We start from the raw sequence: 24490 nt of genomic DNA, 5'->3' as shown, positions 1-24490 counted from the left end.
AAAAGTGATATTGGAAGCCTTTTATAGTAAAGTAGAAGAAGAAACACTTTATTGAAAGCGGCGACGTTGCTTTGGGAGGTATTCATGTGCGACATGCTTTAATTACTGCCGGTTCGAAGGGGTTAGGCCGCAAAGTGACTGAGACGTTGCTTGCAAAGGGGTATTCAGTAACAGTCAATTACAGGCACGATGAGGAGGCTGTCAGCCGCCTGGAGGAATCCTGTCCTGATTGTCTTGATCGGCTGCAATTTGTAAAAGGTGATGTCACCAAAAAAGAAGATCTGCTCCGTATTGCAGAGGCTGCCTTAAACCGCTTTGGAAGGATCGACTTTTTGATTAACAACGCGGGCCCATACATATTTGAACGTAAAAAGTTAGCCGATTATACTGATGATGAATGGTACGGGATGCTGGAAGGGAATTTAAGCGCCGTCTTTCATTTATTCAAAGCGGTTATTCCGGCCATGAGACAACAGCAGTTCGGACGCATTATCACGTACGGATTTCAAGGTGCGGCGCACGCGCCCGGCTGGCTTCACCGATCGGCTTTTGGCGCTGCGAAAGTGGGGTTGGCTTCTTTGACGAAGACCATTGCCATTGAAGAAGCTGAATTCGGCATAACAGCCAACATGGTTTGCCCGGGAGACATTGTCGGCGACATGAAGGAAGCGTCAATAGAGGAAGCCAGACAGCGAATCGGCAAAGAAAAAACGCCGATAGGAAGATCTGGCACAGGCGAGGATATCGCCCGGATTATCGCTTTCTTATGTGAAGAGGACTCAGACCTAGTGACAGGGACTGTCATTGAAGCTACAGGGGGTCTCAATGTCATTAATAAGAATCAATCCACATAGTTTTTCAGTTTCTGAAAAAAGGAAAATGAAAATATCAAAATAATGTGACGAGGTGAAGGAAATGAAAGTGACATATCACGGACATTCTGTTATCACAGTGGAAACAAAGGGCCATCATATAATATTTGACCCGTTTTTGACAGGGAATTCGTTAACGGATCTAAAGCCGGAGGATGTAAAAGCAGATGTCATCTTATTGACGCATGGCCACAATGACCATGTCGGCGACACAGAACAAATTGCCAAGCAAAACAACGCGCTGGTTGTAGCTCCGAACGAGCTCGCTGTGTACTTAGGCTGGAAAGGCTTGAATGTTCATCCAATGCACATCGGCGGCTCCCGCCAGTTCGATTTTGGTAAAGTGAAGCTCACACAGGCCTTTCACGGATCAGCGATCACAGATGAAGAAAACAAAACGATCACTTATACAGGCATGCCAGCTGGTATTTTGCTGACGGTAGAAGATAAAACGATTTTCCACGCAGGCGATACGGCTCTTTTCTCCGATATGAAGCTGATTGGCGAATTGAATCATATTGATCTTGCCTTCCTGCCGATTGGCGATAACTTTACGATGGGGCCTGAAGACGCCAAGCTTGCCGCTGAATGGCTCCGGGCAAAACAGGTCGTGCCGGTTCATTACAATACATTCCCGGTTATCGAACAAGACCCTGAGGCATTTGCTGACAGCCTGCCTGGCGGAGTCGGTAAAGTCATGGCGGTTGGTGAGACGATCGAGCTATAACCGGCTGATCACATCTCCTGGTTCACCAGGGGGTGTTTTTTTATTTTTCCCGCTCATTGCGCACGAATCCTCCGAGCCCTTATAATAAAAGCAGAAGACTGTCCTTAGAGGTGAAAGGCTTGGCAACGAAGCATGAACAAATTTTAACGTATATTGATTCACTGCCTGTCGGTGAAAAAATTTCTGTGCGAAGAATTGCAAAGGAAATGAAAGTAAGCGAAGGGACCGCGTACAGAGCGATCAAGGAAGCAGAGAATAAAGGATTTGTCAGCACGATTGAACGTGTGGGCACAATACGGATTGAGCAAAAGAAAAAAGAGAATATTGAAAAGCTTACCTATGCAGAGGTTGTAAATGTCATAGACGGACAGGTGCTCGGGGGCCGGGCCGGTCTCCATAAAACTTTAAATAAATTCGTTATCGGCGCGATGGAGCTGGACGCGATGATGCGTTACACCGCAGCGGGAAATCTTCTGATTGTCGGAAACAGAATCAACGCACACAGGCAGGCGCTTGAAGCGGGTGCGGCTGTACTGGTGACAGGCGGATTTAACACGGATGACAGCATTGTACAGCTTGCGGATGAGCTTGAGCTGCCGATTTTATCCACGAGCTATGACACCTTCACAGTCGCCGCGATGATTAACAGGGCGATTTATGACCAGCTGATCAAAAAAGAAATCGTCCTGGTTGAGGACATCCTAACGCCCGCTAACCGTACGGTATATCTGTCGCCTAAGGATAAACTTGAAAAATGGTATGAGAAAAACTTTGAGACGGGGCACGGCCGGTTCCCGGTTGTCGACGATCAGATGAAGATCCATGGGATTCTGACATCAAAAGATATTGCCGGCCACGACCGAAACGCTTCCATCGAAAAGGTCATGACCAAAAATCCCGTTACAGTTATTGGGAAAACATCTGTCGCCTCGGCGGCGCAAATGATGGTATGGGAAGGAATCGAAGTGCTTCCCGTCACTGACGGCCACCAAAAACTGATCGGCATGATCAGCCGCCAAGACGTGTTAAAAGCCCTCCAAATGATTCAAAAGCAGCCGCAGGTCGGAGAGAAGCTTGATGATATCGTTTCAAGGGGATTTAAAGATGAGGGTGATGATAAAGAGGAGCAAACGGTTTACGAGTATGAAGTCACGCCGCAGATGACCAACCAGCTCGGAACGATTTCTTATGGCGTGTTTACGACCATTTTGACGCAAGCGGCAAACCGGTTTTTGCGCTCGAAAAAACGCGGCGAGCTCGTAATTGAAAGCATCACCATTTTCTTTTTGAAGCCTGTGCAGATGGAATCGGTCATCGAAGTCAAACCCCGTATTTTAGAGGCCGGGAGAAAGTTCGGAAAAATGGAAGTTGAAGTGCACAGCCAAGGCCATATCGTGTCTAAAGCGATGTTGATGGTTCAGCTGATGGAAAGAAGCTAAGGGACGTTCAGGCGCCCCTTACGCGTGGTCTCTTTCAGCTTCTTTGGCGTGAAGGGGATTGTAATGCCTGTAAGCTTTATAACCTGCCCAAGCGCTTCCTGCTCCTATGAGGATAAAGACACCGCCGATTACGAACGTTAAGACTGAATGGAATAATATCATTTGGTTGAGCCCGTAGAACAGAACCAGTGACCCTAAGGCCATGCTTGCTTTTGCCGAACAGATTTCTTTTTCCAAAGCTTGCTTTGCCCGTACGCCTTTTACTTTATAGTACACATAAAAGCAGGCTGAAAGCCCAATCAAAAAAACAAGAACCAGCATAAATGAAATCCTCCATCGTAAAAGTTTACAAACCCATTCTATACAAAAACGGGCTTGGTTTTGACGTTATTTTTCTTTTCCGTCGGCAAAGAATGTGATTTAATGAATAAAAACAATAAAGGAGTATCAAATGAAAACAGAAATAATCAGAACCATATCATTATATGACACGATTATCTTACATAGACATGTGCGTCCTGATCCAGATGCCTACGGATCCCAGTGCGGACTTACGGAAATCCTGCGTGAAACGTATCCAGAAAAAAATATTTTCGCGGTCGGCACGCCTGAACCGTCCCTCTCTTTCCTATATTCCCTTGATGTGGTGGACAATGAAACATATGAAGGCGCACTTGTCATTGTCTGCGATACGGCAAATCAGGAAAGAATCGACGATCAGCGTTATCCTTCAGGCGCAAAACTGATAAAAATCGACCACCATCCGAACGAAGATCCATACGGTGACCTTCTCTGGGTCGATACAAACGCCAGCTCAGTAAGTGAAATGATTTATGAGCTGTATTTAGAAGGAAAAGAGCACGGCTGGAAGCTGAATACGAAAGCGGCAGAGCTGATCTATGCCGGCATTGTCGGAGATACCGGGCGCTTCTTATTTCCGAATACAACGGAAAAAACATTAAAATATGCAGGCGAGCTCATTCAATATCCTTTCTCTTCCTCAGAGTTGTTTAATCAATTATATGAAACAAAACTGAATGTGGTGAAGCTTAACGGCTTCATCTTCCAAAATGTGTCATTGTCCGAAAACGGCGCCGCTTCTGTTTTCATCAAAAAGGATACGCTTGAAAAGTTCGGCACCACGGCTTCAGAAGCGTCACAGCTAGTCGGGACGCTTGGCAATATCTCGGGTATTCGCGCTTGGGTGTTTTTCGTAGAAGAAGATGATCAAATCAGAGTCAGATTCCGTTCGAAGGGTCCTGTCATTAACGGACTTGCCCGTAAATATAACGGCGGAGGGCATCCGCTAGCTTCAGGCGCCTCTATTTACAGCTGGGATGAAGCTGATCGGATATTGGCTGACCTGGAAGCATTATGTAAAGAACACGAGTAGAGGGGAGACCCTCTCTCTTAGTGTTCATCTGTGACGGGGATGAACCAGCAGCCGAAATCAGTAAGGTCCTCGTAGACTTGGAGATTGTGAGATTGAAGTTCTTTTTTAATGAGGGAAGCGAGTGAGTTTGTTTCGGCATATGCAGAAAAACCTTGTCTGAGCCGGGCTGCTTGATCTTTTGCTAACTGACGGTCACTGTAAACCTCCATTTCCCTTCCTCCTTCCTTTCGCCATTAAGCCTCTCACATATAGTTTATAAAAAAGAATGGGAAAAAGCGACAAAAGTTTGGAGAATTAAAAAAAAATCCATAATTACGCGGCAAATGATATGTCAAGTTCTACTGTCAGTCTCGTATAAATAATTAATTCTTTGACGGTTGCCTTGTATTTTTTTTCGTTGATCATATAGACTTTATTTTCAATTGTCCGTATCAATAGATCCTTTGTTTGATAGACGCTCTCTATGTCCTTTGTAATCACCTCTGAAATATTATCCTTTACATGCTCCTCGAATTTCGTTTTATCCGGCTGTGATATTTTATATTTATCCCCATTTTGTAATTTCACGCTGACGTTTTGGATCAAGAGCTTTCTTTTATTGTCTTCGTTCAGTTTATGGAGGTCTTCCTGATAGATTGAAATTTGATTGTTTAAATCTTTCACATGCTCTTTTTGTTTTTCGATGAGGCTGACCTGCTCCTCTTGGAATGTACCGTAAGTAAACAGGAAAAAGAACCAGCTGATCACGGCTCCGCACATCATTCCCGCGAAAAAACGCTGCCACCCCGGTTTTTTGTAATGCTGGGGCACTCTCATGAAGAAAGATGCTCCTGGGTCAGCCATGAAATAATGAGCCAGCCGCTTTGCGCGCCGCCCATAGCCGAGATAATCAAAAGAAGCTGTTTGAAAATATCTCTCGTATTGCCTTCTAGAATGCCCCGTTCAAAGCTGTATACCGCATCAAAGGTGCCCCCGATTGCTGCGACAAGCGCCCATATTTTCAACCTGTTTGCTAGCTTTGTAATGGCCGTAAGCGGCGCTTCGCCTGCCAAATATGCTCCCAGCCCTCCGATGAGCGCGCCTCCGATCAGCACCCCTAACGCAATGAAGTAACTATTGATAAAATTCACCATAAATCCTGCTTCCTGATCCATCTTTATCACCTCACCTTTTATATCATATTGAGCTTTCAGGACAAGTATGATGAGTAGTCGAAAAAGAACATTTGTTTCTTTTGGATACCGGACTTATAATGAAGAAAGAAATGGATCGTAAGGAGAAAGAGGTGATAGCATGTCTTTTGTTCACCTGCAAGTGCATAGCGGGTACAGCCTGCTAAACAGCGCCGCGGCGGTGGAAGAGCTCGTCAGTGAAGCTGACAGGCTCGGATATGCGTCTTTGGCGCTGACAGATGATCATGTCATGTACGGAGCTATACCATTTTATAAAGCATGCAAGGCGAGAGGGATCAACCCGATAATCGGCTTGACAGCTTCTGTTTTCACAGATGACAGCGAGCTTGAAGCCTATCCGATTGTCCTGCTGGCCAAATCAAATAGCGGCTATCAAAACCTGCTGAAAATCAGCAGCGTTCTGCAATCGAAATCAAAAGGCGGGCTAAAACAGAAATGGCTTCAAAGTTATCGGGAAGGCATTATCGCACTGACGCCCGGTGAAAAAGGGTATATTGAAATGCTGCTTGAAGGAGGGCTGTTTGAACAGGCCGCTCAAGCCGCTCTTGAATTTCAATCTATTTTCGGAAAGGGAGCTTTTTATTTCTCCTACCAGCCTTATAAAGGGAATCAAGCCTTGTCCGAGCAGATTCTGAAGCTTTCAGAAGAAACAGGCATCCCTGTTACAGCGACAGGAGACGTGCATTACATAAGGAAAGAAGATAAGGCTGCCTACCGCTGTCTGAAAGCGATTAAAGCAGGCGAAAAACTGGCGGACGCACCCGCCGAAGACCTTCCTGATCTCGATTTGAAACCGCTCGAAGAAATGCAAAACATTTATCAAGAGCATCCTGAAGCACTGCAAGCTTCTGTTGAGATCGCGAAACAATGCCAGGTTGACGTCAGCCTCGGGCAGGCCCGTCTTCCGTCTTTTCCGACCCCAGACGGAACATCAGCTGATGATTATTTAACGGACATCTGTATGGCGGGTCTCCGCAGCCGCTTTGGCACGCCTGATGAACGATACCTTCGCCGTCTTCAATATGAGCTTGATGTCATCAAACGGATGAAGTTCAGCGATTACTTTCTGATCGTATGGGATTTTATGAAGCACGCCCATGAGAAAGGAATCGTTACAGGACCGGGACGGGGTTCTGCGGCAGGCTCTCTTGTGGCTTATGTGCTGTATATCACAGATGTTGACCCGCTGAAACATCACCTGCTGTTTGAACGGTTTTTAAACCCAGAACGTGTCAGTATGCCTGATATTGATATTGACTTTCCGGATACAAGAAGAGATGAAGTCATTCAATACGTACAGCAGAAATACGGTGCGATGCATGTTGCGCAGATTATTACCTTTGGAACACTGGCGGCAAAAGCGGCGCTTCGGGACGTCGGCAGAGTATTCGGCGTCAGCCCGAAGGAAGCAGATCAGCTTGCAAAACTTATTCCTTCAAGGCCCGGCATGACGCTGGATGAAGCAAGACAGCAATCGCCTGAACTGAATAAGCGGCTTCGGGAGTCAAGTCTGCTTCAGCAAGTCTACACCATTGCCCGAAAAATAGAAGGGCTGCCAAGGCATACCTCTACCCATGCAGCCGGCGTGGTCCTGAGTGAAGAACCGTTAACCGATGTTGTTCCGCTTCAGGAAGGGCATGAAGGGATCTATTTGACGCAATACGCGATGGACCATCTTGAAGACTTAGGCCTTTTAAAAATGGATTTCTTAGGCTTGCGCAACCTGACGCTCATCGAGTCCATCACTTCAATGATTGAAAAAGAAGAAAACATCAAACTAGATCTCTCGAATATTTCCTACAGGGATGACAAAACGTTCTCCTTGCTGTCAAAAGGGGATACGACAGGGATTTTTCAACTTGAATCTACAGGGATGAGAAGCGTTCTGAAGCGGCTTAAACCTTCAGGCCTGGAGGATATTGTGGCGGTTAATGCGCTGTACCGGCCTGGTCCGATGGAAAATATTCCGTTATTTATTGACCGTAAACACGGCCGGGCGCCTGTTCACTATCCACATGAAGATGTAAGAGACATCTTGGAAGATACATATGGCGTCATTGTGTATCAGGAACAGATTATGATGATAGCTTCCCGTATGGCGGGGTTTTCACTAGGAGAAGCGGACCTGCTGAGACGGGCAGTCAGCAAAAAGAAAAAAGAAATCCTAGATAGAGAGCGGAGCCATTTTGTTGAAGGGTGCTTAAAAAAGGAGTATTCTGTAGACACTGCAAATGAAGTCTACGATTTAATCGTCAAATTCGCAAACTATGGCTTTAACCGAAGCCATGCGGTGGCATACAGCATGATCGGCTGCCAGCTTGCGTATTTGAAAGCTCATTATCCGTTATATTTTATGTGCGGATTGCTGACAAGCGTCATTGGCAATGAGGATAAAATATCTCAATATCTTCACGAAGCAAAGGGGAGCGGGATTCGTATCCTTCCTCCGTCAGTGAACAAAAGCAGTTTTCCGTTTACAGTTGAAGACGGATCTGTCAGATACAGCCTCCGCGCGATAAAAAGCGTAGGCGTCTCAGCAGTTAAAGATATATATAAAGCGAGAAAAGAAAAACCATTTGAAGATCTTTTCGATTTCTGCTTTCGCGTGCCGTTAAAAAACGTCAATCGCAAAATGCTTGAAGCACTTATTTTTTCTGGTGCGATGGACGAATTCGGCAAAAACCGGGCGACGCTGCTCGCATCCATTGACGTTGCTTTGGAACATGCTGAGCTATTCGCGGCGGACGATGACCAAATGGGATTGTTTTTAGATGAATCGTTTTCGATTAAGCCGAAGTATGTGGAGACGGAGGAACTTCCGCTTGTGGATTTACTTGCGTTTGAAAAAGAAACACTTGGCATTTATTTTTCAAATCATCCGCTTTCTGCCTTCCGAAAACAGCTGGCTGCGTATGGGGCAGCGTCCATTCTGCAGGCCCAGCAGACTGTCAAAAGGCCGCTATCTCTCGGGGGCCTGCTGTCGAAGATCAAAACGATTCGGACGAAAACAGGTCAAAACATGGCGTTTTTAACGCTCAGTGATGAAACAGGCGAAATGGAGGCCGTTGTCTTCCCTGAACAATTCAGACAGCTTTCTCCCGTTTTAAGAGAAGGGGCTCTATTGTTCACAGCAGGCAAATGTGAAGTAAGGCAGGATAAGGTCCAGTTCATCATGTCCCGGGCAGAATTATTAGAAAATATGAATGCGGAAAAAGCGCCATCGGTTTATATAAAAATAGAAAGCAGTCAGCACAGCCAGGAGATCCTGGCAAAGATAAAGCGCATTTTGCTGGAGCATAAGGGGGAAACAGGCGTTTATCTCTATTATGAAAAGCAAAAACAGACGATTAAGCTTCCTGAGTCGTTTCATATCAATGCAGATCACCAGGTGTTATATCGCTTAAAAGAGCTGTTGGGTCAAAAAAACGTCGTTTTAAAACAGTGGTAACGATGAACTTTTTGTTATACAATTGGAGCAATTATGTCATCCTGTTTAAATATTCAGATAGATTATTAACTCCGCAGAATGCAGCAATCAACGCACCAGTATACGAATCAAAAATATCCATAAGGAGTGTTTAGGAGAATGTCATTAAGAGAAGAAGCATTACACCTGCATAAAGTCAATCAGGGGAAACTGGAATCTAAATCGAAAGTAGAAGTCAGAAACGCGAAAGATTTAAGCCTAGCGTATTCCCCTGGTGTTGCAGAACCGTGTAAGGATATTCATGAAGACATTAACAAAGTATATGAATATACAATGAAGGGGAACATGGTAGCAGTTGTAACTGACGGTACAGCTGTGCTTGGCCTTGGAAATATCGGCCCTGAAGCCGCGCTTCCTGTTATGGAAGGGAAAGCTGTTCTATTCAAAAGCTTTGCGGGCGTAGACGCGTTCCCGATTGCTTTAAACACAAACGATGTTGATAAGATCGTTGAAACTGTTAAATTGCTTGAACCGACATTTGGCGGCGTCAACCTTGAAGATATTGCTGCGCCAAACTGCTTTATCATTGAAGAGCGCCTCAAAAAAGAAACAAACATTCCAGTCTTCCATGACGATCAGCACGGTACTGCCATTGTAACGGTAGCAGGCCTTGTAAACGCGCTGAAACTGTCAGGAAAATCCATGTCGTCCATTAAAGTTGTCGCAAATGGCGCGGGAGCGGCTGGTATCGCGATTATCAAGCTTCTTCACCATTACGGCGTACGCGACATCGTGATGTGCGATTCAAAAGGAGCGATTTATGAAGGGCGTCCAGAAGGCATGAACGATGTCAAAAACGAAGTGGCGAAATTCACAAACCAAGACCGCAAAGACGGTTCCCTGAAAGATGTCATCGTGGACGCTGACGTATTTATCGGCGTATCTGTAGCAGGAGCGTTAACAAAAGAAATGGTGCAAAGCATGGCGAAAGATCCGATTATCTTTGCGATGGCAAATCCAAATCCAGAAATTATGCCTGAAGATGCGCGTGAAGCTGGCGCAAGCGTAATTGGAACGGGCCGTTCTGACTTCCCGAACCAAGTCAACAATGTTCTTGCATTCCCTGGTATTTTCCGCGGAGCGCTTGACGTTCGCGCCACTCACATTAACGAAGAAATGAAAATCGCAGCGGTTGAAGCTATCGCTTCATTGGTTTCAGAAGATGAGCTTAGCGCAGACTACGTCATCCCTGCACCGTTTGATAAACGTGTTGCGCCTGCTGTTGCGAAAGCTGTGGCAAAAGCGGCGATGGAAACAGGTGTCGCAAGAATTACTGTTGACCCTGAGGAAGTTGCTGAAAAAACGAGAAAACTTACGATTATTGGTGAATAATTTTCATTCATTCCATAAATGGCAGCGCGTTGGCCCGAAACCGGCGCGCTGTTTACAAGTTAAACTGGCGGCTGAAATTTTTTTAGGGGTTGGGCTTTAAAAAAATTTCAGCCGAGTTTAACGTTACGTTTGAATGCGCTGTCAACCTTGTTAGTTCAACACCTTATCTAATCTCATACGGGCTTTTTTGACGGCGTGATTGAATAAAAAGTTGTCGAATTGAGGATGACAGCGTTTGACAAAAAAAGTACAATAGTTTCGGTAAAGTTATTAGCAAGTCTATCGGTTGATGACATGCGGTGAAGAGAACCCTTCACAAAAGGGAGGTAATCATGTGTTAAAGGATATATTCACGAAAAAGAAAAAGTATGCTTCCGTACCGTCTGAGCAAGCGAAGCACGATGTTCCGGAAGGCATTATGACAAAATGTCCCAAGTGTAAAAAAATCATGCTCACTAAAGAGTTGGATAAAAATATGCGGGTATGCATGAACTGCAATTATCATTTCCCGATGAACGCAAAACAGCGTATCGAAAGTTTGATGGACGATGAATCCTTTGAGGAATTTAACCAAGGAATGTTATCAGAAAACCCGCTTGGTTTCCCGGGATATATCGAAAAGCTTGAAAAAGATCGCGAGAAAACATCCTTAAACGAGGCTATTGTGACAGGCAAGGGCACCATCGGCGGACACCCGGCTGTGGTCGCCGTCATGGATTCTTCATTCAGAATGGGCAGCATGGGCTCAGTCGTCGGTGAAAAAATCACGCTTGCGATTGAAAAAGCAAAAGCTGATAAAGTTCCGTTTATTATTTTTACAGCTTCAGGCGGCGCGAGAATGCAGGAAGGCATATTAAGCTTGATGCAAATGGCTAAGACAAGCTCTGCCTTAAAACTGTTCAGTGAAGAACAGGGCCTCATCATCTCAGTAATGACGCATCCGACAACCGGTGGCGTATCGGCCAGCTTTGCTTCACTCGGAGATTATAATTTTGCTGAGCCTGGAGCGCTGATCGGTTTTGCAGGAAGACGGATTATTGAACAGACAATAGGTGAAAAATTGCCTGAGGACTTCCAAACGGCCGAGTTTTTATTAAAACATGGACAGCTTGATGCGGTTATCCATCGCGAAGACATGAAACAAACATTAGAAAATCTGCTGGATATGCATCAAACGGGAGGTGACATTGAGTGGCTGCAAGATTAGAATTTGAAAAACCGGTAATTGAACTGCAAACGAAAATCGCCGAATTGAAAAAATTCACCCAAGACTCGGATATGGATCTGAGTGCGGAAATTGAACGGCTCGAAGACCGTCTCGCTAAGCTTCAGGATGAAATCTACAAAAATCTGAAGCCTTGGGACCGGGTTCAAATCGCTCGTCTGCCGGACCGTCCGACAACGCTTGATTATATTGAACATCTGTTTACCGACTTTTTTGAATGTCACGGAGATAGAGCATACGGTGACGATGAAGCTATTGTCGGCGGCATTGCGAAGTTCCATGGCCTTCCTGTAACAGTAATCGGGCATCAGCGCGGCAAAGATACGAAGGAAAACCTTGTCCGCAATTTTGGAATGCCGCATCCTGAAGGCTATCGAAAAGCGCTTCGTCTCATGAAGCAGGCTGACAAATTCAACAGGCCGATTATTTGTTTTATCGATACGAAGGGAGCATACCCGGGACGAGCAGCGGAAGAAAGAGGACAAAGCGAAGCCATTGCCAAAAATCTCTTTGAGATGGCTGGCCTTCGAGTGCCTGTTATCTGCATCGTCATCGGTGAAGGCGGAAGCGGCGGAGCCCTTGGTCTCGGTGTGGGAAACCACTTGCATATGCTGGAAAACTCTACTTATTCAGTTATTTCTCCGGAAGGTGCCGCGGCACTGTTATGGAAGGACTCCAGTCTTGCTAAAAAAGCAGCAGAAACAATGAGAATCACTGCGCCCGATTTAAAAGAATTAGGTATTATAGATCATATGATAAAAGAAGTAAAAGGCGGAGCGCACCACGATGTTAAGCTGCAGGCAAGCTATATGGACGAAACCCTTAAGCAATCGCTAAAAACGTTGCTGAAGCTGGGCGAAGAAGAATTAGTCCAGCAGCGGTATGAAAAATATAAAGCAATTGGCAAAGTCTCGAATGAAGAACAATTTATCGGGGTAAACTAAATAAACGTGAAGCCTTTGGCTCACGTTTCTTTTTTGTGACATTCTTTAAATTTTATTTAAAAACAATTTATTTAATTGTATAATAGGTAAGGTTTCATAGGGAGGATGGAGATCCCTTTTCATTGTTTTTAGGGCAATGATCATGTTATCTTTAATCATATATGTTGCTGAGGTGAATGGAGAATGAAACGTATAGGGGTATTAACGAGCGGCGGGGATTCCCCGGGAATGAACGCAGCAGTTCGCGCAGTAGTCAGAAAAGCGATTTATCATGATGTTGAAGTTTACGGCATTTACAACGGATACGCAGGATTGATCAGCGGAAAGATTGAAAAGCTTGAACTCGGATCTGTAGGCGATATTATACATCGCGGAGGAACAAAGCTATATACGGCAAGATGTCCTGAATTCAAAACGGTTGAAGGCCGTGAAAAAGGGATAGAAAACTTGAAGAAGCTTGGTATTGAAGGCCTTGTTGTCATCGGCGGAGACGGCTCCTATATGGGTGCGAAAAAATTAACGGAACACGGGTTTCCATGTGTGGGTGTACCGGGTACAATTGATAATGACATTCCGGGCACTGATTTTACAATCGGTTTTGATACGGCTTTAAATACAGTAATTGACGCAATTGATAAGATCCGCGATACAGCGACTTCTCATGAACGTACATATGTGATCGAAGTAATGGGCCGCCATGCGGGCGACATCGCATTGTGGGCCGGCCTTGCAGGGGGCGCGGAATCAATCCTCATCCCTGAGGCAGACTATGACATGCACGAAATCATTGCCCGCTTAAAACGCGGCCACGATCGCGGCAAGAAGCACAGTATTATTATTGTGGCCGAAGGTGTAGGCAGCGGAGTTGAATTCGGGAAACGCATTGAAGAAGAAACAAATCTTGAAACTAGGGTATCTGTATTGGGCTATATCCAGCGCGGAGGTTCTCCAAGCGCTGCTGATCGTGTGCTGGCAAGCCGTCTAGGGGCCTATGCGGTTGAACTGCTGCTTGAAGGAAAAGGCGGACGCTGTGTAGGTATACAAAACAATAAGCTTGTAGACCATGATATTATAGAAATATTGGAGACAAAACACACAGTTGAGCAAAACATGTATAAGCTTTCAAAAGAACTGTCTATCTAACGCGGAGCTGAAGGCTGAAGATTTCAGAAGGAAGTGAACCAAATGAGAAAAACTAAAATTGTATGTACCATTGGTCCGGCAAGTGAAAGCATTGAAATGCTTACGAAATTAATGGAGTCTGGAATGAACGTGGCTCGTTTGAATTTTTCTCACGGAGATTTTGAGGAGCATGGCGCAAGAATTAAAAATATCCGTGAAGCAAGCAAAAAGCTAGGCAAAAACGTTGGTATCCTGCTTGATACAAAAGGTCCTGAAATCCGCACACATACAATGGAAAACGGCGGCATTGAGCTTGAAACAGGCAAAGAGCTTATCGTTTCAATGGACGAGGTAGTAGGAACAACAGATAAAATTTCAGTGACTTATGAAGGTTTAGTCGATGATGTTGAACAGGGTTCAACGATTCTGTTAGATGACGGACTTATCGGCCTTGAAGTGCTTGATGTTGATGCCGCTAAACGCGAAATCAAAACAAAAGTATTAAACAACGGAACACTCAAAAACAAAAAAGGTGTTAACGTACCAGGCGTAAGCGTCAATCTTCCGGGTATCACTGAAAAAGATGCACGAGATATCGTTTTCGGTATTGAGCAGGGAGTAGACTTCATCGCCCCATCTTTCATACGGCGTTCCACGGACGTGCTTGAAATCCGTGAGCTTCTTGAAGAGCACAAAGCACAGGATATTCAAATCATCCCTAAAATCGAAAACCAAGAGGGCGTTGACAACATCGATGCTATTCTCGAAGTGTCTGACGGCCTAATGGTTGCACGTGGAGACTTAGGCGTGGAAATCCCAGCTGAAGAAGTGCCGCTCGTGCAAAAAGAACTGATCAAAAAATGCAACGCGTTAGGAAAACCTGTTATTACAGCGACGCAAATGCTCGATAGCATGCAGCGCAACCCGCGTCCGACTCGTGCGGAAGCAAGTGACGTTGCAAACGCGATCTTCGACGGCACAGACGCCATCATGCTTTCTGGTGAAACAGCTGCCGGAAGTTATCCGGTTGAGGCGGTTCAAACCATGCACAACATCGCGTCCCGTTCTGAAGAAGCTTTAAATCATAAAGAAATTCTTTCTAAACGCAGAGGGCAAGTAGGCATGACGATTACAGACGCCATTGGACAATCTGTCGCGCACACTGCGATTAACCTGAACGCTGCTGCGATCGTAACACCGACTGAAAGCGGCCATACAGCGCGCATGATCGCAAAATACCGTCCTCAGGCGCCGATTGTTGCGGTTACTGTGAATGATTCTGTTTCCAGAAAACTTGCGCTTGTATCTGGCGTATTCGCGGAAAGCGGCCAAAATGCAAACACAACAGATGAAATGCTCGAGGATGCTGTCCAAAATTCATTGAACAGCGGAATTGTAAAACACGGCGATCTGATCGTTATTACAGCAGGCACTGTCGGTGAGTCTGGCACGACGAACTTAATGAAAGTTTACACTGTCGGCGATATCATCGCTAAAGGACAAGGTATCGGACGCAAATCAGCGTTTGGCCCGGTTGTCATTGCACAAAATGCAAAAGAAGCTGAGCAAAAAATGACTGACGGTGCGGTACTCGTGACTAAAAGCACTGACCGTGACATGATTGCATCTCTTGAAAAAGCGTCTGCCCTTATTACAGAAGAAGGCGGCTTGACAAGCCATGCTGCGGTAGTCGGATTAAGCCTCGGCATTCCGGTTATCGTTGGCCTTGAAAAAGCGACATCTACTTTAACAGACGGCCAGGATATTACAGTTGACGCATCCAGAGGGGCAGTCTACCAAGGCCGCGCGAGCGTTCTTTAATCACAGGTGAAAACGGAAGGGGGAATCCCTTCCTTTTCTCTTTATCTTGCCTTATATTGACAGAGGTGTGTTACACGTGTGGGGGGCTCGGATATGAGATTTTTATTTTTGCTTTTTATTGTGTTTCCGGCAATAGAAATCGGGATTTTCCTGTTTTCAGGCAAGCTGATCGGCATTTTGCCGACGGTCCTTCTCATGATTCTGACGGGCATTATCGGCGCAGCAGCTGCAAAAAAACAAGGAACCGAAGTGTATCACAAGGTTCAGCGTGATCTTCAATATGGCAAGATGCCGGGAGAAACGATTGTTGACGGCCTGTGCATTTTCATTGGCGGTCTTTTGCTGATGCTGCCGGGCTTTTTATCAGATTTGGCCGGCGCCTGTTTACTTATTCCGTTTACCCGCAGCTGGTGGAAGCCGATTCTGTTCAAATGGCTGAGAGGAATGTCGAAGAACAAACGGATCATCATCAAATAAAAACGGCAGCCATGAATATGGGCTGCTGTTTTATTTTTGCTGAACGGTGATATACGACCATATTTCCTTACATGTGCCCGTTGTGATGAAAGCTTGGATGATGACGAGAACAGCCGGCCCCGCAATGAGTCCTAAAAATCCGAATAATTTAAAACCGGCAAATAGAGAGATGAGTGTTGCCAAAGGATCGATGCCGATTGATTTACTAAGTATTTTTGGTTCAGTCAGCTGCCGCTGAATAAGAACAACAAGGTACAGTACGCCGATTCCGATGGCCTGAGGCAGCTGGCCTGTAACCGATAAATACAAGATCCACGGCACAAATACGGAGCCCGCACCCAAATAAGGGAGAAGGTCAACAAGCCCTATTAAAAAAGCAATTGTTGCGGCATGTTCAACGCTTAAGAGAGAAAGGCCGATAAATACAATGACCATTGTAATAAAAACGAGAACGGCCTGCGCTTTGATAAAACCGGTCATTGCTTTTTTTAATTCATTGCTGATCGCTCGACTGCTGGCTGTAACCTGATCCGGCAGAATTGAAACGAACAAGCCTTTCAGCTTGTGCCAATCCTTTGTCATAAAAAAAGTTGCCAGAAGAGAAAAAATCAGAACAGCTGCTGTATTTGGAAGAAGCGCGAAAAACCCCGGGATCATTTCTAATATGTGTGACAACAGCAGCCCGGCATTTTTGGCGGCGGTATCACCGAGTGTCTGAATATGAGTGACGATGGAAGCTTGCTGATTGGTCTCTAATTCTTGAAACAAAACCGTCAGTTCGTTATAAAGCGGCTGGATATGAGTCGTAAATAATTGTTCGCAATAGGAGATAAACGTGCTGATATGCGGAGGCAGCGTTTTTGCAAGATAGGCTGTTCCTGTCACGATTTCGGCTACCAAAATGGTGAGTACGCCAAAGGCTGCGAGAAGAAAAAAAGCAAGCACGCCCAGAACGTTTAGCGTTCGGGGGAACCCGGTCACCTTGTCCAAATAGTCGACAACAGGATGAATCGCTGATGATAGAATAAGGGCGATCAGGAACGGATAAGTTAACGGAAACGAATAATAGGCCGCAGCTATCACTCCTGCGGTAATTGATATGACAAAGAGGGTTCTGAAAAAAATAGTGATATAAGATTGATTCATGAAATTAATCCTCCTCTCGTCAGCATGTCCTATTTTTTATATGTATTCACGCTCCGGCTGAGTATGAATACATTCATCTGAAAGGAGGGATGGCATGTGTTTACACAAGCGAATTTATTTTTAATTTTACTCTTGGCTATCGCACTTATCGCAAAAAATCAATCATTGCTTTTTGCTGTATCCGTCCTCTTGATCATCAAAATCATTGGACTTGACCAGAAATTATTGCCAACCATCCAGTCAAAAGGCATTAACTGGGGTGTGACCGTTATTACCATCGCCGTTCTGGTTCCGGTTGCAACCGGTGAAATTGGGTTCAAGCAGCTTGGAGAAGCAATGCGGTCTTCCTATGCATGGATCGCCTTGGGAGCGGGGATTGCAGTGGCGCTGATTGCCAAAAATGGCCTGACGTTGTTGGAAAATGACCCGCATATTACAACTGCACTCGTGATCGGGACCATTCTCGCAGTCGCGCTTTTTGGAGGAGTGGCGGTGGGACCGCTGATCGGAGCGGGGATTGCTTATATCGCCATGCAGATTGTAAAACTGTTCACTTCGTGAAAAAAGCGGCCGAAAGCCGCTTTTTTTTATATGCAAAAACCCGCAAATAAAGGCGTTTTTTCGGTGAAATCACAGAATGAAAAAAAAAATTATAGGTAAACATTTAACAAATGTCTGATTATTGTTTATAATGAGAATAGGCTTAAACTTAAATAAGCTTATAAGAATTTGTTATGGTCTTTCATAAGCAAGCGGTTTCATTGCCAGCAGGCAGTAAAATGTAAGCATTTTCTTTTGGGGGGAGAAATACTTGCATCATGCTTTTTAAGTTAGCCTCATGTTTTTACAACACTCTTAAAGGGGAAATTTATTGAAAAGGAGATGTTATATATGACAGCGACACGCGGTCTTGAAGGGGTTGTAGCAACAACATCATCTGTTAGTTCTATTATTGATGATACCCTTACATATGTGGGGTATGATATTGATGATTTAACAGAGAATGCAAGTTTTGAAGAAGTCATCTACTTGCTTTGGCATTTAAGGCTGCCAAACAAAAAAGAGCTGGAAGAGTTAAAGCAGCAGTTTGCGAAGGAGGCTGCCGTTCCGCAAGAAATTATTGAGCACTTCAAATCTTATTCCCTCGAAAATGTTCATCCCATGGCTGCTCTTCGGACAGCAATTTCATTACTGGGCCTGCTTGACAGCGAGGCTGATACCATGAACCCGGAAGCCAACTACAGAAAGGCGATCCGCCTTCAGGCAAAGGTGCCTGGCCTGGTTGCAGCGTTTTCCAGAATCCGCAAAGGCCTTGATCCTGTTGAACCGAGAGAGGACTACGGCATTGCAGAGAATTTTCTCTACACATTAAACGGTGAAGAGCCTTCGCCAATTGAGGTTGAAGCCTTTAACAAAGCGCTGATTTTACATGCTGACCATGAGCTCAACGCATCAACATTCACAGCAAGGGTCTGCGTTGCAACACTTTCCGATATCTATTCAGGCATTACTGCTGCAATCGGCGCGCTTAAAGGCCCTCTCCACGGCGGGGCGAATGAAGGCGTGATGAAAATGCTGACAGAAATCGCCGAAGTGGAAAACGCTGAGCCGTATATCCGTGCAAAGCTGGAAAAGAAAGAAAAAATTATGGGCTTCGGCCACCGCGTCTATCAGCATGGCGACCCGCGCGCGAAGCATCTGAAAGAAATGAGCAAGCGCCTGACCAACCTGACAGGCGAAAGCAAATGGTATGAGATGTCGATTCGCGTAGAAGAGATCGTCACATCAGAGAAAAAGCTGCCGCCTAACGTTGATTTCTACTCGGCTTCTGTTTATCACAGCCTCGGCATAGACCATGATTTATTCACACCGATTTTTGCTGTAAGCAGAATGTCCGGCTGGATTGCTCACATTCTTGAGCAATATGACAACAACCGTCTGATCCGCCCTCGCGCAGATTACACAGGGCCGGACAAACAAACGTTTGTTCCAATTGAAGAAAGAGCCTAAAGAACCACTGGAGGCTGGCTTGGGTTGATGAAGTTAGCCTCTTGTTCAGAACATCAAAAATGGTTTACAATTTAAATTGAATATTGGGAAAAATCATTTTGTTTTTTATAGAAGAAAAGTAAAATGTTTTCTAAATACGAATTACATACTGGGAGGTTTTTATTGTGGCACAAGGTGAAAAAATTACAGTCTCTAACGGAGTATTAAACGTACCAAACAACCCGATTATCCCGTTTATCGAAGGAGACGGAACCGGTCCTGATATTTGGAACGCGGCTTCTAAGGTTTTGGAAGCAGCAGTTGAAAAAGCATACAAAGGCGAAAAGAAAATCACTTGGAAAGAAGTTTATGCCGGAGAGAAGGCTTATAATAAAACAGGTGAGTGGCTGCCTGCTGAAACATTGGACGTGATCCGTGAATATTTCATCGCCATTAAAGGGCCGTTAACGACACCTGTCGGCGGGGGTATCCGCTCTTTGAACGTAGCGCTCAGACAAGAGCTTGACCTATTCGTCTGCTTAAGGCCTGTAAGATACTTTACTGGGGTGCCGTCACCGGTTAAACGCCCTGAAGATACTGATATGGTCATCTTCCGTGAAAATACAGAAGATATTTACGCAGGAATCGAGTACGCAAAAGGCTCTGAAGAAGTGCAAAAGCTCATCAGCTTCCTGCAAAATGAGCTAAACGTCAACAAAATCCGTTTCCCAGAAACATCAGGTATCGGCATTAAGCCTGTTTCTGAAGAAGGAACGAGCCGTCTGGTCAGAGCTTCTATTGATTATGCAATTGAACACGGCCGCAAATCTGTAACGCTTGTTCACAAAGGAAACATCATGAAGTTCACAGAAGGCGCCTTCAAAAACTGGGGCTATGAACTGGCTGAAAGAGAATACGGAGATAAAGTCTTCACATGGGCTCAATATGACCGCATTGTTGAAGAACAAGGAAAAGACGCTGCGAATAAAGCGCAAAGCGAAGCGGAAGCAGCAGGCAAGATCATTATCAAAGACAGCATTGCTGACATTTTCCTTCAGCAGATCTTAACGCGTCCAAACGAGTTTGATGTCGTTGCGACAATGAACCTGAACGGAGATTATATTTCTGATGCTCTTGCTGCGCAAGTCGGCGGAATCGGTATCGCTCCTGGGGCGAACATCAACTATGAAACAGGGCATGCGATTTTCGAGGCGACGCACGGAACGGCTCCTAAATATGCGGGCCTTGATAAAGTAAACCCATCCTCAGTTATTCTTTCTGGCGTTCTGCTTCTTGAGCATTTAGGATGGAAAGAAGCGGCTGATTTGGTTATCAAATCTATGGAAAACACAATTGCTTCTAAAGTCGTAACTTACGATTTTGCCAGATTAATGGACGGCGCGACCGAAGTGAAATGTTCAGAGTTCGGAGAAGAATTGATTAAAAACATGGACTAAGCAAGGAAACAGCCTAAAACTAGCCATAAAGGAGAAGAGAGACATGGGAAATACTCGTAAAAAAGTTTCTGTTATCGGAGCAGGTTTTACCGGAGCGACAACCGCATTTTTAATCGCTCAAAAAGAGTTGGCAGACGTTGTTCTTGTTGATATTCCGCAATTGGAGAACCCGACAAAGGGAAAAGCGCTTGATATGCTTGAAGCAAGCCCGGTTCAAGGCTTTGACGCGAAAATTACGGGAACATCCAATTATGAGGATACAGCGGGTTCTGACATTGTTGTCATTACAGCCGGTATCGCAAGAAAACCTGGTATGAGCAGAGATGATCTAGTCTCTACAAACGAAAAAATTATGAGAAGCGTTACACGAGAAATCGTGAAATATTCTCCTGAGTCTATCATTGTGGTGCTGACAAATCCTGTTGATGCAATGACATACGCGGTGTACAAAGAATCAGGCTTCCCTAAAGAGCGCGTCATCGGCCAGTCCGGCGTGCTTGATACGGCAAGATTCAGAACATTTGTGGCAGAAGAATTAAACCTGTCAGTCAAAGATGTGACTGGTTTCGTTCTTGGCGGACACGGTGATGATATGGTGCCGCTTGTGCGTTATTCTTATGCCGGCGGTATCCCGCTTGAAACACTGATTCCGAAAGAACGGATTGACGCCATTGTGGAGCGCACAAGAAAAGGCGGAGGCGAAATCGTGAATCTTCTTGGAAACGGAAGCGCGTACTATGCGCCTGCGGCTTCTCTGTCAGAAATGGTCGAAGCGATCCTGAAAGATCAGCGCCGCGTCCTTCCTACAATTGCTTATCTTGAAGGAGAATATGGCTATGAAGGCATCTACCTTGGTGTTCCAACCATTGTAGGCGGCAATGGTCTTGAGCAAATCATTGAACTTGAACTGACTGACTATGAAAGAGCACAGCTGAATCAATCAGTTGAATCTGTCAAAAATGTCATGAAAGTATTATCTTAATAAAAAGAGAGAAAGGCTTGCTTACTAGAAGCCTTTCTCTTTTTGTTAGGATTGTAAGCGTTATCATTAATATCTTTAATTGGTTTAAAAATGATATAAAAGGCGAATTGCCGGAATATCCTGCTTTCGCTAAAATAAAATCATGAAACATGTTAAGATGACATAAAATAGAGAAATAGGATGTCGGGGAATTATAATACTGGAGGCACAGCATGAACAAGAAAATTTTAGTTGTGGATGATGAAGAATCTATTGTTACTCTTTTACAGTACAATTTGGAACGGTCAGGCTATGATGTCATTACCGCCTCGGATGGGGAAGAAGCACTAAAAAGAGCGGAAACAGAGAAGCCCGATTTGATTGTGCTGGATGTGATGCTTCCAAAACTGGACGGAATCGAAGTATGCAAGCAGCTGAGACAGCAAAAACTGATGTTTCCGATTTTAATGCTGACAGCGAAGGATGAGGAATTCGACAAAGTATTAGGGCTTGAGCTCGGTGCTGATGATTATATGACCAAGCCGTTCAGTCCAAGGGAAGTGAATGCAAGAGTCAAAGCGATTTTAAGGCGTTCCGAAATGGCTGCGCCCTCTAGTGAATTGAAGAACGATGAAATAGAAGGTCAGATTACGATTGGCGATCTGAAAATTCTGCCTGATCATTATGAAGCATACTTTAAAGACAATCAGCTTGAGCTGACACCGAAAGAATTCGAACTGCTGCTCTATTTGGGCAGACATAAAGGCAGAGTGCTGACGAGAGATCTTCTGCTGAGCGCTGTCTGGAATTACGATTTTGCCGGAGATACGAGAATTGTTGATGTTCATATCAGCCATCTCCGCGACAAAATTGAAAGCAATACAAAAAAACCGATCTATATCAAAACGATCAGGGGATTGGGGTATAAATTGGAGGAGCCAAAAATGAATGAATAAATACCGTGTGCGCCTTTTTTCTGTACTCGTTGTCTGTATGATTCTGGTGTTTATTGTCCTCGGGCTGTTTTTGCAGCAGCTCTTTGAAACATCTGGCCAAAGGAAAGCAGCGGAACACATTGAAAAAGAAGCCAAATACATGGCTTCGCTTCTTGATGCCGGCAACCTGAATCATCAAGAAAATAAGAAAATCATTAAAGATGCAGGCGGCGCGCTCGATGTGAGCGCATCCGTTATCGATACAGACGGCAAGGTGCTGTACGGATCAAATGGGAGAGCGGCAGATTCACAAAAGGTGCAGGCGCTTGTTTCTGGCCATGAGGGTGTCCTATCAAAAGCGGATAACAAACTTTATTACGGAATTTCGCTTAGAAGCGAAGGGGAAAAAACAGGATATGTGCTGCTTTCTGCCTCTGAAAAAAGCTACGGCTTAAAAGGCGAAATGTGGGGGATGCTGACGGCCAGTCTTTGTACCGCATTTATCGTCATTGTTTATTTTTATTCCAGCATGACCTCACGTTACAAAAGATCAATTGAAGCAGCGACAAACGTAGCAACAGAGCTGTCCAAGGGGAACTACGATGCCAGGACGTACGGCGGCTATATCAGGCGCTCAGATAAGCTCGGCCGTGCGATGAACAGCCTTGCCGTTAATCTGATGGAAATGACGAGAACGCAAGAAATGCAGCGGGACCGGCTGCTGACAGTCATTGAAAATATCGGCTCGGGGCTGATTATGATTGATGGAAGAGGCTTTATCAATCTCGTAAACAGGTCTTACGCCAAGCAATTTCATATCAATTCAAATCAAATGCTGCGCCGTCTTTATCATGATGCGTTTGAACATGAAGAAGTGATCCAGCTTGTCGAAGACATTTTTATGACGGAGACAAAGAAATGCAAGCTGTTAAGGCTACCGATCAAAATTGAACGGCGTTATTTTGAGGTGGATGGCGTTCCGATTATGGGGCCGGACGATGAATGGAAAGGAATTGTGCTTGTTTTCCATGACATGACGGAGACGAAGAAGTTAGAGCAGATGAGAAAGGATTTTGTGGCCAATGTTTCTCATGAGCTGAAAACGCCGATTACGTCTATTAAAGGGTTTACGGAGACGTTATTGGACGGGGCGATGGAGGACAAAGAAGCACTTTCTGAGTTTCTCTCTATTATTCTAAAGGAAAGCGAAAGGCTTCAGTCTTTGGTTCAGGATCTGCTCGATCTCTCAAAAATCGAGCAGCAAAATTTCACGCTCAGCATTGAAAGGTTTGAGCCAGCCAAAATGCTTAGTGAGATTGAAACGCTTCTTAAGCATAAGGCTGATGAGAAAGGCATCTTCTTACAACTGAACGTCCCGAAAGACCCGCTTTATGTATCGGGTGACCCGCACAGGCTGAAACAGGTCTTCCTTAATCTCGTAAACAATGCGTTAACCTACACGCCTGAGGGAGGCTCTGTAGCGATCAATGTGAAGCCCAGAGAAAACGACATTCAAATTGAAGTTGCCGATTCCGGAATCGGCATTCAGAAAGAAGAAATTCCGCGCATTTTCGAACGTTTTTACCGTGTAGATAAAGACAGAAGCAGGAATTCAGGCGGAACCGGTCTGGGTCTTGCGATCGTCAAGCATTTAATAGAGGCTCATGGAGGGAAAATCGATGTCACAAGCGAGCCTGGAAGGGGAACAGTCTTTACCGTGACGCTGAAACGTGCTGCTGAAACGTCCGCCTAATGTTTACAAAGGTTTAACAATATCTTCATGCACTGTTAAACCTATGCTGGTAGGATGTAGTAGAACCCCTTCATCCAAGGAGCCAATTTTGACGGCGGGAACCTTTTTGTGTTCCCGTCCTTTTTTGTGTCTTCTCGCAGTTCACGGATTTTCCTTTCAAATTGAACTTTGTTAAAATAAGAGGAGCTAATGACTATGTAAGAGATGAACGGAAGCC

At 45.0% G+C, this 24490-nt stretch carries 22 protein-coding genes; 17 read left to right on the top strand and 5 right to left on the bottom strand.

Annotated features, from left to right (window positions below):
- The first annotated feature begins 86 nt into the window (after positions 1 to 86).
- The 3 genes from M1D98_RS13890 to M1D98_RS13880 all read left to right on the top strand — a co-directional run bounded on the left by M1D98_RS13890 (position 87) and on the right by M1D98_RS13880 (position 3038).
- The gene (locus M1D98_RS13890) at positions 87 to 854 is read left to right on the top strand and encodes an SDR family oxidoreductase (RefSeq protein WP_456279651.1); all 768 of its coding nucleotides are present in this window, start codon (positions 87 to 89) and stop codon (positions 852 to 854) included.
- A gap of 61 nt (positions 855 to 915) precedes the next feature.
- Positions 916 to 1599 carry a metal-dependent hydrolase gene (locus M1D98_RS13885; protein WP_010329672.1) on the top strand — a complete coding sequence of 228 codons (684 nt, stop codon included), beginning with the start codon at positions 916 to 918 and terminating at the stop codon, positions 1597 to 1599.
- A gap of 119 nt (positions 1600 to 1718) precedes the next feature.
- Positions 1719 to 3038 carry a CBS domain-containing protein gene (locus M1D98_RS13880; protein ID WP_121643764.1) on the top strand — a complete coding sequence of 440 codons (1320 nt, stop codon included), beginning with the start codon at positions 1719 to 1721 and terminating at the stop codon, positions 3036 to 3038.
- An 18-nt stretch (positions 3039 to 3056) separates the two neighbouring features.
- Here the strand turns inward: M1D98_RS13880 and M1D98_RS13875 are convergent, their stop codons facing one another.
- Positions 3057 to 3359 (bottom strand): YtpI family protein, encoded by a 303-nt coding sequence (locus tag M1D98_RS13875; RefSeq protein ID WP_010329674.1) that lies wholly within the window; start codon positions 3357 to 3359, stop codon positions 3057 to 3059.
- A 130-nt stretch (positions 3360 to 3489) separates the two neighbouring features.
- Here M1D98_RS13875 and nrnA point away from each other — a divergent pair, with 130 nt between their 5' ends.
- Entirely contained in the window at positions 3490 to 4431 is a 942-nt protein-coding gene (nrnA, locus tag M1D98_RS13870; protein ID WP_010329676.1) for a bifunctional oligoribonuclease/PAP phosphatase NrnA, read from the top strand.
- Positions 4432 to 4448: 17 nt separating this feature from the next.
- Here nrnA and M1D98_RS13865 read toward each other — a convergent pair whose 3' ends face one another.
- The 3 genes from M1D98_RS13865 to ytrH all read right to left on the bottom strand — a co-directional run bounded on the left by M1D98_RS13865 (position 4449) and on the right by ytrH (position 5585).
- A complete protein-coding gene (locus tag M1D98_RS13865; RefSeq protein WP_003229407.1) occupies positions 4449 to 4640 on the bottom strand; it encodes a hypothetical protein in 192 nt (63 codons plus the stop codon).
- A gap of 103 nt (positions 4641 to 4743) precedes the next feature.
- Complete coding sequence (gene ytrI, locus M1D98_RS13860; RefSeq protein WP_010329677.1) at positions 4744 to 5247, bottom strand: sporulation membrane protein YtrI; 504 nt, start codon at positions 5245 to 5247, stop codon at positions 4744 to 4746.
- The gene (gene ytrH, locus M1D98_RS13855) at positions 5244 to 5585 is read right to left on the bottom strand and encodes a sporulation membrane protein YtrH (protein ID WP_003223537.1); all 342 of its coding nucleotides are present in this window, start codon (positions 5583 to 5585) and stop codon (positions 5244 to 5246) included. Before ytrH ends, ytrI begins: the two co-directional genes overlap by 4 nt.
- 139 nt (positions 5586 to 5724) lie before the next feature.
- Here ytrH and dnaE point away from each other — a divergent pair, with 139 nt between their 5' ends.
- The 7 genes from dnaE (at position 5725) to M1D98_RS13820 (ending at position 16032) form a co-directional block, all read left to right on the top strand.
- Positions 5725 to 9072, top strand: coding sequence for a DNA polymerase III subunit alpha (gene dnaE / locus M1D98_RS13850; RefSeq protein WP_121643069.1), 3348 nt, complete (start codon positions 5725 to 5727; stop codon positions 9070 to 9072).
- 138 nt (positions 9073 to 9210) lie between these two features.
- A complete protein-coding gene (gene maeB, locus M1D98_RS13845) occupies positions 9211 to 10443 on the top strand; it encodes an NADP-dependent malic enzyme (protein ID WP_010329679.1) in 1233 nt (410 codons plus the stop codon).
- A 334-nt stretch (positions 10444 to 10777) separates the two neighbouring features.
- A complete protein-coding gene (gene accD / locus M1D98_RS13840; protein WP_456279650.1) occupies positions 10778 to 11650 on the top strand; it encodes an acetyl-CoA carboxylase, carboxyltransferase subunit beta in 873 nt (290 codons plus the stop codon).
- Positions 11635 to 12612, top strand: a complete 978-nt coding sequence (gene accA / locus M1D98_RS13835) for an acetyl-CoA carboxylase carboxyl transferase subunit alpha (protein WP_010329682.1) — start codon at positions 11635 to 11637, stop codon at positions 12610 to 12612. Before accD ends, accA begins: the two co-directional genes overlap by 16 nt.
- A gap of 183 nt (positions 12613 to 12795) precedes the next feature.
- Complete coding sequence (gene pfkA, locus M1D98_RS13830) at positions 12796 to 13755, top strand: 6-phosphofructokinase (protein ID WP_010329683.1); 960 nt, start codon at positions 12796 to 12798, stop codon at positions 13753 to 13755.
- A 42-nt stretch (positions 13756 to 13797) separates the two neighbouring features.
- Positions 13798 to 15555, top strand: a complete 1758-nt coding sequence (gene pyk, locus M1D98_RS13825) for a pyruvate kinase (RefSeq protein ID WP_121643068.1) — start codon at positions 13798 to 13800, stop codon at positions 15553 to 15555.
- A 93-nt stretch (positions 15556 to 15648) separates the two neighbouring features.
- Positions 15649 to 16032: an FxsA family protein gene (locus M1D98_RS13820; protein ID WP_010329685.1), complete on the top strand. Its 384-nt coding sequence runs from the start codon at positions 15649 to 15651 to the stop codon at positions 16030 to 16032.
- Between the two features lie 30 nt (positions 16033 to 16062).
- Here the strand turns inward: M1D98_RS13820 and ytvI are convergent, their stop codons facing one another.
- A complete protein-coding gene (ytvI, locus tag M1D98_RS13815) occupies positions 16063 to 17178 on the bottom strand; it encodes a sporulation integral membrane protein YtvI (RefSeq protein ID WP_010329686.1) in 1116 nt (371 codons plus the stop codon).
- A 96-nt stretch (positions 17179 to 17274) separates the two neighbouring features.
- On the opposite strand from ytvI, the gene M1D98_RS13810 reads away from it, so the two are divergent.
- The 6 genes from M1D98_RS13810 to phoR all read left to right on the top strand — a co-directional run bounded on the left by M1D98_RS13810 (position 17275) and on the right by phoR (position 24273).
- Positions 17275 to 17739: a DUF441 domain-containing protein gene (locus M1D98_RS13810; RefSeq protein ID WP_121643067.1), complete on the top strand. Its 465-nt coding sequence runs from the start codon at positions 17275 to 17277 to the stop codon at positions 17737 to 17739.
- Positions 17740 to 18069: 330 nt separating this feature from the next.
- Positions 18070 to 19188, top strand: coding sequence for a citrate synthase (gene citZ / locus M1D98_RS13805; protein ID WP_039074738.1), 1119 nt, complete (start codon positions 18070 to 18072; stop codon positions 19186 to 19188).
- 164 nt (positions 19189 to 19352) lie between these two features.
- The gene (icd, locus tag M1D98_RS13800) at positions 19353 to 20624 is read left to right on the top strand and encodes an NADP-dependent isocitrate dehydrogenase (protein ID WP_010329689.1); all 1272 of its coding nucleotides are present in this window, start codon (positions 19353 to 19355) and stop codon (positions 20622 to 20624) included.
- A 43-nt stretch (positions 20625 to 20667) separates the two neighbouring features.
- Entirely contained in the window at positions 20668 to 21606 is a 939-nt protein-coding gene (gene mdh / locus M1D98_RS13795) for a malate dehydrogenase (RefSeq protein WP_010329690.1), read from the top strand.
- Positions 21607 to 21818: 212 nt separating this feature from the next.
- Positions 21819 to 22541, top strand: coding sequence for a two-component system response regulator PhoP (gene phoP / locus M1D98_RS13790; RefSeq protein ID WP_039074737.1), 723 nt, complete (start codon positions 21819 to 21821; stop codon positions 22539 to 22541).
- Positions 22534 to 24273: a sensory box histidine kinase PhoR gene (gene phoR / locus M1D98_RS13785; RefSeq protein ID WP_121643065.1), complete on the top strand. Its 1740-nt coding sequence runs from the start codon at positions 22534 to 22536 to the stop codon at positions 24271 to 24273. Before phoP ends, phoR begins: the two co-directional genes overlap by 8 nt.
- Positions 24274 to 24490 lie beyond the last annotated feature (217 nt).

The sequence above is a fragment of the Bacillus sp. K7 genome, from assembly GCF_053903245.1.
Note: the sequence above shows the minus strand (reverse complement) of the source record. Positions and strands in the feature narration are given on the sequence as shown.